The organism is Geotalea uraniireducens Rf4 (genome assembly GCF_000016745.1).
In the GTDB taxonomy this organism is placed as follows: domain Bacteria; phylum Desulfobacterota; class Desulfuromonadia; order Geobacterales; family Geobacteraceae; genus Geotalea; species Geotalea uraniireducens.
In genome coordinates this window covers 2,605,130-2,618,703 of sequence record NC_009483.1, presented here as the reverse complement: position 1 = coordinate 2,618,703, position 13,574 = coordinate 2,605,130, and the positions used below count along the sequence as shown (strand labels likewise).

Annotated in this window: 9 protein-coding genes; 8 read left to right on the top strand and 1 reads right to left on the bottom strand. The window is 53.4% G+C overall.

Annotated features, from left to right (window positions below):
* The first annotated feature begins 82 nt into the window (after positions 1-82).
* Both GURA_RS22825 and GURA_RS11435 read left to right on the top strand, forming a co-directional pair.
* Positions 83-3,118, top strand: a complete 3,036-nt coding sequence (locus GURA_RS22825; protein ID WP_011939133.1) for a PKD domain-containing protein — start codon at positions 83-85, stop codon at positions 3,116-3,118.
* Positions 3,119-3,564: 446 nt separating this feature from the next.
* Positions 3,565-4,005: a hypothetical protein gene (locus tag GURA_RS11435; RefSeq protein WP_011939132.1), complete on the top strand. Its 441-nt coding sequence runs from the start codon at positions 3,565-3,567 to the stop codon at positions 4,003-4,005.
* An 82-nt stretch (positions 4,006-4,087) separates the two neighbouring features.
* On the opposite strand, the gene GURA_RS11430 is transcribed toward GURA_RS11435, so the two are convergent.
* Entirely contained in the window at positions 4,088-6,361 is a 2,274-nt protein-coding gene (locus GURA_RS11430) for a Tex family protein (protein WP_011939131.1), read from the bottom strand.
* 205 nt (positions 6,362-6,566) lie between these two features.
* Between GURA_RS11430 and GURA_RS11425 the strand changes: the two genes are divergently transcribed.
* The 6 genes from GURA_RS11425 to GURA_RS11400 all read left to right on the top strand — a co-directional run bounded on the left by GURA_RS11425 (position 6,567) and on the right by GURA_RS11400 (position 13,382).
* On the top strand, positions 6,567-7,247 hold the full coding sequence (locus GURA_RS11425; protein WP_011939130.1) for a site-2 protease family protein: 681 nt from the start codon (positions 6,567-6,569) through the stop codon (positions 7,245-7,247).
* A gap of 141 nt (positions 7,248-7,388) precedes the next feature.
* Entirely contained in the window at positions 7,389-8,372 is a 984-nt protein-coding gene (gene trpS, locus GURA_RS11420; protein ID WP_011939129.1) for a tryptophan--tRNA ligase, read from the top strand.
* A gap of 68 nt (positions 8,373-8,440) precedes the next feature.
* Positions 8,441-9,262, top strand: a complete 822-nt coding sequence (locus GURA_RS11415; RefSeq protein WP_011939128.1) for a segregation and condensation protein A — start codon at positions 8,441-8,443, stop codon at positions 9,260-9,262.
* Positions 9,243-9,812, top strand: coding sequence for an SMC-Scp complex subunit ScpB (scpB, locus tag GURA_RS11410; protein WP_011939127.1), 570 nt, complete (start codon positions 9,243-9,245; stop codon positions 9,810-9,812). The genes GURA_RS11415 and scpB overlap by 20 nt, the downstream gene beginning before the upstream one ends.
* Before the next feature lie 139 nt (positions 9,813-9,951).
* Entirely contained in the window at positions 9,952-10,755 is an 804-nt protein-coding gene (amrB, locus tag GURA_RS11405) for an AmmeMemoRadiSam system protein B (protein ID WP_011939126.1), read from the top strand.
* Positions 10,755-13,382: an A-adding tRNA nucleotidyltransferase gene (locus GURA_RS11400; protein ID WP_011939125.1), complete on the top strand. Its 2,628-nt coding sequence runs from the start codon at positions 10,755-10,757 to the stop codon at positions 13,380-13,382. The genes amrB and GURA_RS11400 overlap by 1 nt, the downstream gene beginning before the upstream one ends.
* Positions 13,383-13,574 lie beyond the last annotated feature (192 nt).

Genomic DNA, 13,574 nt, shown 5'->3' with positions numbered 1-13,574 from the left:
ACTTACGTTAATTATTGACAGTTAATAATGATGTGGTACGATATGTTCACTTTAGTTTGTAATTTCATAAGGAGGGTTAATTATGTTTTTACGACCATTCAAAGTAGCATTGCTTGCCGGCATTTTATCGACTTTAGTTGTTGCATGCGGTGGAGGCGGCGGGAATGCGGCCAACAACAGAATAACCGCAGCTATTGCGGGACCCGTACAAAATGTTCCAGTTGGTACTCTCGTTACATTGGATGGTAGTCGCAGTACCGGGGCTGACGGCAGATTGATCACCTATAATTGGGCATTCGTGTCAAAGCCGTCAGGCAGCAATTCAGTTCTTTCAGTTGCCACAATTGTCAATCCGACTTTTATTCCTGATCTTCCTGGTACGTACGTACTCAGCCTTGTTGTGAACGACGGCCAAATTTACAGCTCACCAGCTACAGTCACGATCACCGCATCAATAACAAATTCGGCTCCTGTTTCAAATGCGGGTCCACCACAAAACGTAGTCGTAAATAATCTTGTAACGTTGGACGGCAGTAAAAGCAGTGATGCCGACAATGATTTGATTACCTACAATTGGTCGATATCTGCAAAGCCTGCCGGCAGCAATTCCGTCTTGTCAAACGGTACCATCGTTAATCCGACCTTTACACCGGATTTAGCCGGAGAATATATCCTCAGTCTGACAGTTAATGATGACGAACTTAGTAGTATAGCTGCAACGGTCACAGTTACTGCATCACTCCCAAATGCCGTACCACTGGCAGATGCTGGAACTAATCAAAATGTGCTGACCGGCGCAGTTGTTACCCTGGATGGAAGCAAAAGTAGCGACGCAAATGGAGATTTACTTTCTTATAGTTGGTCGTTCACATCGAAACCCGAGGGAAGCAATGCAACACTGTCTAACGACAAGGTCGTCAATCCGACCTTTACTGTGGATTTGGTCGGAGCATACGTACTGAATCTGGTTGTCAATGACGGAAAAGCAAACAGTACATCTGCAACGGTTACCATCAACGCAAACGCAGCAAGGGCAAATTCAGTGCCGCTGGCGGATGCCGGAATTACGCAGAATGTAAAAATCAATACTAAAATTACTTTGGATGGCAGTAAGAGCAGCGATGCAGACGGTGACTTGATTGCTTACAGCTGGTCCTTTGCATCCAAGCCTGACGGGAGTAACGCTGTATTGTCCGATGCTACAATTGTTAATCCGACCTTTACTGCGGATTTGGCCGGAGCATACGTACTGAATCTGGTTGTCAATGATGGTATAGTCGACAGTGCAGTTGCAACAGTTACTGTCAATGCAGAAATCGCGTTGACTAATTCTGTGCCGGTTGCTGATGCCGGTATTACACAGAATGTAAGAGCTGGCATTGCAATTACTTTGGATGGCAGTAAAAGCAGCGATGCCGATGGCGATTTATTAACATACAAATGGGCGTTCGTATCCAAACCCGACGGGAGTAACGCGGTATTGTCCGATGCTACAATTGTTAATCCGACCTTTACCGCAGATATAGAAGGCGCATACGTTCTCAATCTGATCGTTAATGATGGTAAAGTAGATAGTACCGCTGCAACGGTTACTATTAATGCTGCAAAGGCAAATTCAGTTCCGGTAGCCAACGCAAGCACAACCCAGAATGTGCTCACAGGGACGATAGTTGCTTTGGATGGCAGTAAAAGCAGCGACGCAGATGGCGATTTGCTGACTTATAGCTGGTCGTTTACATCAAAACCAGCGGGCAGCACCGCCATTTTATCCGATGCCGCAATTGTTAATCCATACATTACGGCAGATGTTACGGGGACTTACGTTCTGAATCTTGTCGTTAACGATGGCAACGTAAATAGTGAACCAGTATCCGTTACAATAAATGCCAGCAGCCCGAATGTTGCGCCGGTAGCCAACGCTGGCAATACACAAAACGTGTTGACGGGCAGTCTTGTCACTCTTGATGGCAGCGGCAGCAGCGATGCCAACAATGATTTGCTGACATACAGCTGGTCGTTTGCCTCAAAGCCTGCCGGGAGCACTGCAGCTCTATCGGATGGCTCAATCGTCAACCCCGTTTTTACTGCTGATGTGACAGGAACGTATGTTCTGACTCTTGTTGTTAACGATGGCAATGAAAGTAGTAGTCCTGTCTTTGTTACAATAAATGCCAGTTATCCGAATGCCCCGCCGGTAGCCAACGCCGGCAGTATACAAAACGTATTGGTCGGCACCCTGGTAACCCTTGACGGCAGCGGCAGCAGTGACGCCAACAACGATCCGCTCACGTACAGTTGGACGTTCACATCCAAACCGACCGGCAGTACCGCTGCGTTATCAAGCTCTACGGATGTAAAACCCTCTTTTACAGCTGATATCGCAGGTGCATACGTCCTCAAGCTTGTAGTCAATGATGGTAAAGTCAATAGTACCTCTTCAACGGTTGTGATAAACGCCTCGACACCCAATGCTGCTCCTGTGGCAAAAGCAACCGCATCTGGTTCAAGTGTAAGAACTGGCACAGTCGTGTCTCTTAATGGTAGTGGCAGCAGCGATGCAAATGGTGATCCTTTGACATTCAGCTGGGCCTTCACATCAATACCGGCCGGCAGTAATGCCACATTATCAAATAGCAATGTTGTTAATCCGTCATTTACAGCCGATGTTGATGGAACATACGTGCTGAATTTGAAAGTAAATGATGGCAAAGTAGATAGCACGGCAGCAATAATATCCATAAACGCTACCACTAATGTTATTCAATTATTCAGTAAAATTGCTTCATCGAGTGGAACAAGCATTAATGGATATTTGCAACCCGGGACAAAATTCAAAATGTCGATTACCAATAAGTCAAGTGAAACCTTTTATCTCAACCGCGCAGAACTATCTGCTGCTGGTATAGTATTACGTTATACAATTGATACTTCCTTGTTGAACGGTGGTCAGTTAAGAGCCGGTGAAAGTATAAGTCTTGAATTTGCCCTGAATTCAGATAACTTGGACAAGGGTCTACGGTTTACCTATTTCTTGACCGACCCTGTAACAGGAAGTGTTTTTACAGTTTATAACGATTATGCTTCCCACGGCACTGTTTCTGTCAGTTGGACAAATTAACACCTCTTGCTGCTTGCTGATGGGCATATCCTTCAGCAGCACATAATATCTTTAGCATAGGGTGCACTTGCCGTTATCGGCTCGCTGCACCCATTTTTTTTATTGCCGCAGCATTACCATGATGTGGTTTCCGTCAGGCAGCCCAGGATAAGAAACTATGCAGTTAATGCGAGTTGGGGGTTGTTATCTGCTGAAATTAATGCTATATACATAGATGCTTAATGCTGTTTTGTTTTCCAAAAACTTTGCCCCATATTATATGGAACCGTACAACTGAATAAACCATAGGCAGCTAGGTAGTGACGTAATTACAGTGTGTTAGGGGATAGTGTCGCCTTCATATCTTCGACCCTCCTCTCTCGCAACATTTCCTTAATTAACAGGGTTTAGCCTGAAACAGGTTAAACCCTTTTTCGTTGAGCTTATTCAAAAAGAGGAATTGACCGATGATTAGAAGAGCATTAGCCGCAGGGAATGAAATCGAATCGATGTGCACCAAGTGCAAGGTTGTCCTGAACCATACAATCGTTGCCATGGTGGAAGGACGGGTTGTCCGGGTCAAATGCAACACGTGCGGCAGTGAGCATAACTATCGTCCGCAAAAAACGGAAACTGCCGCTTCCAAACGGACGGCGGCAGTAAAAACGTCTGCGTCGGCACGGCCGAAAACAAGGCGAGACCCGGAGCTCGCCGACCGTGAAGAATGGGAAATGCTCAGTAAATCCATGGACATGAACAAAGCGGTGGCCTATGACATGAACGGCAGCTTTCGTGTCAACTCCCTGGTGAATCATCCGGTATTCGGTGTCGGCAGAGTCAGTGCCCTGTCTGAGAACAAGATGGAGGTTCTCTTCGAGGCGGGGAGAAAGCTGCTGCGCTGCAACTGATACTAAGAGCTTGTCCGTAAATTAAAAAGAGCAGCCTGCCTGACGGCAGACTGCTCTTTTTCTGATAACACCTTGTTTTTTCCTACTTCCTGACCCGAAATCCCGCCTTTTCCCACGCGCTCATATCCACGCTTCCTGGTTTTTTAGCCGCCTCCGGTTTGGGAGCATGCTTTACCTGTCCGCCGTTTGCCGGTTCGGCTTCTTTGATTGAGAGGGCGATGCGCTTGCGTTGCAGGTCAACGGAAAGAACCTTCACCTTGACTATCTGTCCTACTTTAACCGCTTCATTCGGATCTTTGACAAAACGTTGCGCCAGGTGGCTGACATGTACCAGCCCATCCTGATGAACGCCGATATCGACAAAGGCGCCGAAGGCGGTGACATTGGTTACGGTCCCCTGGAGGATCATTCCTTCCTGTAAATCGCCCAGTTCGGTTACATCTTCGCGCAGGGTAGCCGTCTGGAACTGGGCCCTGGGGTCGCGACCCGGTTTTTTCAACTCTTCCAGAATGTCCCGCAGGGTGGGGAGTCCCACGCTGTCGCTGACGTAACGCTTGAGATCTATACGGCTCGCCAGTGATGGATCGCTCACCATCCGGGCCACCGTGGTTTGAAGGTCTGTGGCCATGGTCTCTACAACCGGGTAATTCTCCGGATGAACAGCGGTGTTGTCCAGGGGATTCGCGCCGTTACGGATGCGTAGGAACCCGGCCGCCTGTTCAAAGGCCTTGGGACCGAAGCGGGCGACTTTCAGCAGTGCCTGGCGTGATGGGAAGAGGCCATGCTCGTCACGAAAGCGGACGATGGCCTGCGCCTGGCTTTCGTTGAGCCCCGAAACGTAGGAAAGGAGCGCCCAGGAGGCGGTGTTGAGGTCAACCCCCACGTAGTTGACGCACGATTCGACCACAGCGTCGAGGGCCTTTTTCAGCGCGTTCTGGTTGACGTCGTGCTGGTACTGGCCTACACCGATGCTCTTGGGATCTATCTTCACCAGTTCCGCCAGCGGGTCTTGCAGTCGCCTGGCAATGGAGATGGCGCCGCGGACGGTCAGGTCCAGCTCGGGAAACTCTTCCCGGGCAATATCCGAAGCGGAGTAAATGCTCGCCCCGGCCTCGTTGACCACGACGACCGGCAATCTCAGGCCCGCCTCGGTGAGTGTCTGGCGCGCGAACAGCTCCATTTCCCGGCCGGCAGTGCCGTTGCCGACGGCGATGATCTCGCACCGGTTGCTGTCGATAATGCGCAAAAGCTCCCTCTTTGCCGGTTCGACGTTGCTGCTCCCCGTATGGGGATAGATGGTGCAGTGGGAAAGGAATCGGCCGGTTTCATCCACCGCTGCCAGCTTGGAACCGGTGCGCAGGCCCGGATCGATCCCCAGCACCCGTTTGCTTCCTGCTGGGGGGAGGAGGAGCAGGTTCTTCAGGTTTTCGGCGAAGACCGCAATGGCAGCCTCGTCTGCGCGGTTTTTTGCCTCAAGGCGGAGTTCAACCTCGATTGAAGGGGCGATGAGCCGCCTGTAGGCGTCTTCGGCAACCCCTTCGATGATGGGGCGAAAGATGCTGTCCCCCTTGATCAGCCTGGCTTTCAGCCCGGCCAGTATCTCCTCCACAGGTGCGAGAATCGAGAGGTAGAGGACCTCTTCCTTTTCTCCGCGGCGCATGGCCAGCATGCGGTGGGACGGGATGGTCTTCATCGGTTCCTGGTAGTCGTAGTACATCTCGAACTTGCTGACGGTCGCTTTCTTGTCCGGCGCCACCCTGGAAGAGAATATTCCCTGCTCGCCGGTTATCCGGCGGACGAATGCACGTGCATCGGCGTCTTCGCTGAGCCGTTCGGCGAGAATGTGGCCGGCCCCCTCCAGTGCCGCGGCGGCATCCGGCACGTCCTTTTCCGGGTCGATATAGGGTGCGGCCGCTTCTTCCGGGGCGCCTGAGGTCATCTCCTGGGCGGCAACAATGTCCGCCAGCGGCTCCAGTCCCCGTTCCCTGGCGATGGTCGCCTTGGTGCGCCGTTTCGGTTTGTAGGGGAGGTAGAGGTCCTCCAGTTCCGTTTTCTGCCTGGTTGTCTCGATGCGTGCCTGCAGCTCCGACGTGAGCTTCCCCTGATCGGCAATGGTCTTGAGAACCGTGACTTTCCGTTCTTCCAGCTCAGAGTAGTAGGTCAGCTGGTCCTCGATCTGGCGGATCTGCACCTCGTCCAGCTCATGGGTGAGTTCTTTGCGGTAACGGGCGATAAACGGGACAGTGGCTCCCTCACGGAGGAGTGTCACGGTGTTCGTCACCTGCACGGCGGAAAGTCCTGTCTCTTCGACCAGCACGCCGAGGATGCGCGAGAGTTGTTGTTCAGTCAGTGTCATTCAGTTACCATCCTTATTTTAGAAAGGCATATGGGATACACTTTTTCCTTGGAAGGGGCAAGCAAAATTTCTTTCATGATGCGCCGCTGGTTCCCGATGGCGTTCCACGGGCCGGGCAGAGTGCCGTCGTTGACTTTCCTCCCCTAATCTGTTAGAAAAACAGGCTGCATGCAATCCGTTGCTACTATTTTACACAAGGAAATACATGGAACAATTTTTTCTCAAGCTGTCGATCATGCTGGTCCCGGCACTGATGGCCATCACCTGCCACGAGGTTTCCCACGGTTTCGTGGCCGACAAATTCGGCGACAACACCGCCCGCTACATGGGGCGGCTGACGCTGAACCCCCTCAAGCACCTGGATATATTCGGCACGCTGATGATTTTCATCGTCGGTATCGGCTGGGCAAAGCCGGTGCCGGTAAACTTCAACAATCTCCGCCACCCGAAGCGGGACATGATCTGGGTTGCCGCGGCAGGTCCCATTACCAACTTCATCCTGGCCGCCGTTTCGGCCATGGCCTTGCGCGGCATTGCCGCAGTCAGTGTGAATGGTGCTGCTGTACCGTTATTCCAGGTGTTCGTTGAACCGATCGCCCTGATGCTCGCCTTTTCGGTCTACATCAACCTGCTCCTGGCCATCTTCAACCTTATTCCGGTGCCGCCGCTGGACGGCGGGCGCGTTGCCGTCGGCCTTCTCCCATATCGCCAGTCCGTTGCCTATTCCCGGATAGAGCCGTTCGGCATGATAATCATCATAGTTCTGGTATTTTTTACCGATATTTTCAGCTATGTGATTTCGCCCATATTGAGCATGGGAGTTCATTTCCTTGCCGGCCCGCAGAGCAGCCTGGTGTTCAGCGTCACCCGGCTTATGATGCGGTAAAGGCGGTAAAGGCGGTCGATGGTCGGCGGTGGATGGTGGATGGTGGATGGTGGATGGTGGATGGTGGATGGTGGATGGTGGATGGTGGATGGTAGTGACGTACCCTGCTTTGGACAACTACTGAAAAGGAGTCTCTATTAAATGGAAAATAAGCGTATTGTCAGTGGTATGAGACCAACCGGTAAGCTGCATCTCGGGCATTTTCACGGGGTCCTTTCCAACTGGTTGAAGTTGCAGCAGGAGTTCGAGTGTTTCTTCTTCGCTGCCGACTGGCATTCCCTGACCACCGAATATGCCAATACCGAGGGTATCCGGGACAGCATCCGCGAGATGGTACTCGACTGGCTCGCATTCGGCATCGACCCGGAAAAGAGCACCATTTTCGTCCAGAGTCAGGTGCCGCAGCATGCTGAGCTCAACCTGATACTCTCCATGATTACGCCGGTTTCCTGGCTGGAGCGCAATCCCACCTACAAGGAGATGCAGGAAAACCTGACGGCTAAGGACCTGTCCACCTTCGGCTTCCTCGGCTATCCGGTGCTGATGGCCTCGGACATCATCGTCTACAAGGCGGCGCGGGTACCGGTCGGCCAGGACCAGATCCCCCATCTGGAGATTACGCGGGAGATCGCCCGCCGCTTCAATTATCTCTACGGCGAGGTGTTTCCGGAGCCGGCGGCCCTTCTGACGGAGACCCCGAAAGTGCTGGGGCTCGACGGGCGCAAGATGAGCAAATCTTACGGCAACGCCATTTTCCTCTCAGATAACGCCGAAGAGACGCGGAAAAAGGTCATGTCCATGGTTACCGACGTGCAGCGCCCGTTGCGGACCGACCCGGGTGAACCGGACCGTTGCGTGGCCTTTACCCTCCACAGCCTCTATGTTGCCGAAGAGAAGCGGGCCGAGATCGTCGCTTCCTGCCGCGGGGCACAGATAGGATGCGTGGACTGCAAGAAAATCCTTGCCCAGTCCGTTGTCGATACCCTTTCTCCGTTCCGCGCCAAGCGTGAGGAGCTTGCCGCCACGCCGTCCCTGGTGGAGGATGTTCTCGCCGAGGGGGCGCACAAGGCGACGGAAGAAGCAGGCCAAACCATGAAGGATGTCAGGGCGGCCCTCAAGGTGTGATCAAACCCAGGACGAAGGACCGAGGATAAAGGACCGAGGACAAAGGAAAACGGAGTAACCTCACACCCATGGATTCAGCCAAGCAAAACTCGTTGTTTACCGATGGTTATGATCATGCTTACCAGGTAAGTATTGAAGAGTTTGAAGGCCCGCTCGACCTCCTTCTTCATCTCATTAAGAAGAATGAGGTGGATATCTATAACATCCCCATTGCCGCCATCACCAGGCAGTATCTGGATTATATCGACCTGATGAAGGATCTCAATCTTGATATAGCCGGTGAATTCCTGGTCATGGCAGCGACCCTCATCCAGATCAAATCGAAGATGCTGCTCCCCCCCTCCGTGGAAGAAGAAGCCGAAGAAGAAGAGGAGGAGGACCCCCGCGCCGAACTGGTGCGCAGACTCCTGGAATATCAGAAGTACAAGGAGGCCGCCGTAATGCTCGGCCAGCGCGAACTTCTGGGCCGGGACATCTTTGCCCGCAAATTCCCATCTGCCGATCTTGCCACATGCGAGGCGGAAGAGGATCCGACCGAGGTCGAACTGTTTGAGCTGATAGAGGCCTTTCAGCGGGTGCTGGCCAAGGTTTCCGTCGAGAATTTTCACGAAGTGGGCGCCGACGGCGTCTCGATCGCGGACAAAATTGCCGAGGTCCTTTCCCTGCTGGAGGGGAAGGAAGCGGTCCCCTTCGAATCACTGTTTCTTTCCGAAGTTACCCGGGATGGCCTGGTGGTTACCTTTCTCGCCATCCTCGAGCTGTGCAAGCTGAAGATGATCAGGATCAGCCAGGCCAGGAGCCTCGGCACCATCTGGATCATGCCTGTCGCAGTCGAGGCTGATGATGGGACGGCCGGGGAGGAGGATGACCATGTCGCCGGCCGGTCTTAAATCCATTGTCGAAAGCCTGATCTTCGTTTCGGACCTGCCGATAACCCTCGACAGGCTCTGCTCGGTCCTGGAAGAGCACGAGCGGGGAGATATCCGCGCTGCGGTCGAAGCCCTGAAGGAGGATTACCGTCAGGCAGAGCGGGGGATATTCCTGGATGAGGTTGCCGGCGGCTATCAGTTTCGCAGTCGCCCGGAGAATGCCGATTATCTGCGGCGTCTGACCCGAAGCAAAACCGTCAAGTTCAGCCCGTCCGCCCTGGAAACGCTGGCGATCATCGCTTACCGCCAACCCATTACCCGTGCCGAAGTGGAATACCTGCGCGGTGTCGATTCGGGAGGGGTGCTGAAAACTCTGCTGGAAAAAAAGCTGCTGCGGATCCTCGGCAAAAAGGACATCCCCGGCAAGCCGCTCATCTACGGGACCAGCAGGGAGTTCCTGGAACTGTTCAATCTGAAGGACCTGTCGAGTCTGCCGACGTTGAAGGAAATTCAGGAGCTTGCGCCGGTCAACCCATACGGTGATCAGCAGGATCTGCCGCTGGAGGAATAAATCGGTCGATGGTCGATGGTCGATGGTCGATGGTAAAATCGGTCGATGGTTGATGGTCGATGGTTTATGGATTACAATGTTTATTGTATTGCCATCGACCATCGACTATCAACCATTCACCGCTTCCAAGGAGTGTGCCATGATTCGTCAACCGGCAGTGGCAGGACAGTTTTACACGAACGACCCGAAAGAACTCCGTGCCCAGTTGGAACGGATGGTTACGGTGGAAACTTTCCGGGAAAAGGTCCTGGGGGTGATTGCTCCCCATGCGGGCTACATGTACTCGGGAGCGGTTGCCGGCAGGCTCTACGGCTCTGTCGAAGTGCCGCCGACCGTTATCATCCTGGGCCCCAATCACCAGGGTGTCGGCGCCAGGGCAGCCATCTATCCCGCTGGCAAATGGCTTACCCCGCTCGGCGCCGTCTCCATAAACAGCCGCCTTTCCGCGTTAATCAAAAAACATGCCCCCCTGGTGGAGGAGGAAACCTCCGCCCATCATTTCGAGCACTCCCTCGAAGTCCAGGTCCCCTTTCTCCAGTTCGTCCGGTCCGATGTGACCATTGTCCCTCTCTGTCTCGGCTTCGGCGACTATGCGAGCTGCAAGTCGCTCGGTTCAGGTATTGCCCGGGCGATACGGGAATATGGAGAAGAGGTGCTGATAGTTGCCAGTTCGGACATGACCCATTACGAATCGGCTGTGATGGCGAAAGAGAAGGATGAACATGCCATCAACGAGATACTGGCGTTGAATCCCGAGGGACTTTTGCGGGTCTGCCGCGAAAAAGACATCACCATGTGCGGAGTGATCCCCGCAACGGTCATGCTCGTAGCGGTCAATGAACTGGGGGCAACACAGGCGAAGCTGGTGCGCTATGCCACGAGCGGCGATGTGACCGGCGATAACCGCCAGGTCGTTGCCTATGCGGCGTTTACGGTCGCCTGATGGACGTAATTACCACCCACGTTAATGCTGATTTCGACTGTCTGGGGGCCATGGTGGCCGCCAAAAAGCTCTATCCCGATGCGGCTATGGTGTTTTCCGGCGCCCAGGAAAAGAGCATGCGCGACTTTTTTCTTAAATCCACCAGCTACGTGCTCAACTTCACCCGCTTCAAAGATCTCGATCTTGACCAGGTAACGCGACTGATCCTGGTGGATTGCCAACACTCTTCCCGCATCGGCAGGTTTGCCGAGATTCTGCACCGGCCCGGTCTTGAAATCCATATTTATGACCACCACCCCGAATCATCGGGCGACATCGCTTCCACTGGCGGGGTAATCCGCGTGAGCGGCTCCTCGACCACCATCCTTACCGGCATACTACGAGAGAAGTGGATCGAGGTGAATGCCACAGAGGCGACGCTGATGATGCTCGGCATCTACGAAGATACCGGGAGCCTCACCTTTCCCTCCACGACGGTAGATGACTATCATGCTGCCGCATGGCTTTTGGAGCGGGGCGCCAATCTGAACACCGTTGCCGATTTCATCACCCAGGAGCTGACCGTAGAGCAGGTCTCCCTGCTAAACGACCTGCTGAAATCACTGAAGACGACCAATCTGAACGGTGTCGATGTCTCTATCGCCCATGCGTCAGTCGACTACTATATCGGGGACATCGCCGCTCTTGCACACATGATGCGGGACATGGAGAACCTTCAGGCCCTCTTTCTCGTGGTCGGCATGGGGAGCCGGGTCTACATCGTCGCCAGGAGCCGCGTCCCCGAGGTGAATATGAGTGAGATCCTTCACGAATTCGGTGGAGGGGGACACGCCTCGGCTGCTTCTGCTACGGTGAAGGACCTGACTCTGATCCAGGTGCTGGAAAAGCTGGAAGAGATTTTGCGGAACAGGGTAAATCCACGGCGTGTTGCAAGCGATATCATGTCGTCACCGGTGAAAATCATTTCCGCCGATGCCACCATCGAGGAGGCCCGCGAGCTCTTGACCAGGTATAACGTCAACGCCATGCCGGTGATGGACGGGGAACGGCTGGTCGGGGTCATTTCCCGGCGTATTGTTGAAAAGTCTCTCTACCACAATCTCGGCCATGTGCCAGTCAGCGACTACATGCATTCGGAGTTCATGTCGGCTGAACCGTCCACCCCGATCAGCGATATCCAAGACTATATCGTCGGCCGGAACCGGCGTCTCGTGCCGGTTTTGGCCGACGGCAACCTGGTGGGCGTCGTGACCCGTACCGATATCTTGCGTTACTTGTACAGTGGCGACTCCCTATACGACCTGGCAAGGGACGCAACGCCGCTGCGCAGCAAGGAAATATCCGGCTTGATGAACAAGCATATCTCGCCGACGGTATTGCAGGTGCTGCGTGATCTGGGTCGGGTCGGGGACCGTCTGGACCTGCCTGTTTACGCGGTCGGCGGTTTTGTCCGGGACCTCCTGTTGAATAACGAAAATTATGACATAGATGTGACTGTGGAGGGGGATGGCATCCTGTTTGCCGAGACCTTTTCCGCTGAGTTCGGCTGCCGTGTCAAGAGCCACGAGAAATTCGGCACGGCCGTGATCGTTTTTCCCGACGGATTCAAGGTCGATGTGGCCAGCACCCGGCTGGAGTATTACGTTTCGCCGGGCGCTCTTCCGACTGTCGAACGTTCCTCCCTCAAGATGGATCTCTACCGTCGCGACTTCACCATCAATACCCTTGCCATCCGCCTGAACAATTCTGAATTCGGCCTGCTCATCGACTATTTCGGCGCGCACCGCGACTTGCAGGACCGGCTTATTCGCGTGCTGCACAATCTCTCCTTTGTTGAAGATCCGACCCGGGTGTTCCGCGCCATTCGCTTTGAGCAGCGGCTTGATTTTCATATTGCCAAGCATACGGAAAACCTGATCAAGAATGCGGTAAAAATGGATTTTCTGGAGAAACTCGGCGGTAAGCGCCTTTTGACCGAACTCGTTTATATTCTGCGTGAAAAAGAACCGTTCAAAGCGGTGGAGAGGTTGTCGGCCCTCGGCCTTTTGCGCTTCATTCATCCTGAACTCCAGATGACCGCACGGACACGCACTGTTTTGGAAGACGCCCGGAAAATCATTTCCTGGTTTGATCTCCTCTTTCTCGATCGGGCCTATGAGCGTTGGGTGGTATATTTCCTTACCCTATGCGAGTCCCTGACTGACGATATGTTGTGGGGGGCTTGCACGCGGCTGGCCGTTAACGAGCATTACAAGGAGAAGCTCTTCGAGATGCGCAGGCGGGGTGAAGAGGTGCTGGAGATCATGGAAATGAAGGTGGCGCGGGGGGGGCGGGTAGCAAAAAGCGAAATATATTTCTGGTTGAAAGATCTGCCGGTGGAGATTCTTCTCTATCTGATGGCGAAAACCGGCAGTGACGATGCCAAAAAATGCATCTCACTCTATTTTACCCAATTGCAGGGTGTCCGCTGCCTGATTTCCGGTGAAGACCTTAAACGACTCGGGGTGCCAGCCGGGCCACTCTATCGGGAGCTTCTGGATGTAGTCTTAAAAGCACGACTGAACGGTCAGGTTGTAAGTCGGGATGACGAACTGGGTATGGTCAGGGAGAGGTTGAAGCATCTGTAGCGAATTTGCAACACTATGGTCAAACAACTGGCTTATGGCTAACTCATTGTTCTTCCACTCTAAATTGCTCGCATGGCTCTGATGTTTCAGCAATATCACGGTTGATTTTGTAGCAATCAAGAATGATAAGGCGGGGAATTACTTCGAATGATGGTTTTGGTCTGGGAATATATCAATGAAATAGCTGTGTTA

Coding starts and splice junctions, on each gene's coding strand:
- GURA_RS22825 (WP_011939133.1), top strand. CDS start 83: ATGTTTTTACGACCATTCAAAGTAGCATTGCTTGCCGGCATTTTATCG.
- GURA_RS11435 (WP_011939132.1), top strand. CDS start 3,565: ATGATTAGAAGAGCATTAGCCGCAGGGAATGAAATCGAATCGATGTGC.
- GURA_RS11430 (WP_011939131.1), bottom strand. CDS start 6,361: ATGACACTGACTGAACAACAACTCTCGCGCATCCTCGGCGTGCTGGTC.
- GURA_RS11425 (WP_011939130.1), top strand. CDS start 6,567: ATGGAACAATTTTTTCTCAAGCTGTCGATCATGCTGGTCCCGGCACTG.
- trpS (WP_011939129.1), top strand. CDS start 7,389: ATGGAAAATAAGCGTATTGTCAGTGGTATGAGACCAACCGGTAAGCTG.
- GURA_RS11415 (WP_011939128.1), top strand. CDS start 8,441: ATGGATTCAGCCAAGCAAAACTCGTTGTTTACCGATGGTTATGATCAT.
- scpB (WP_011939127.1), top strand. CDS start 9,243: ATGTCGCCGGCCGGTCTTAAATCCATTGTCGAAAGCCTGATCTTCGTT.
- amrB (WP_011939126.1), top strand. CDS start 9,952: ATGATTCGTCAACCGGCAGTGGCAGGACAGTTTTACACGAACGACCCG.
- GURA_RS11400 (WP_011939125.1), top strand. CDS start 10,755: ATGGACGTAATTACCACCCACGTTAATGCTGATTTCGACTGTCTGGGG.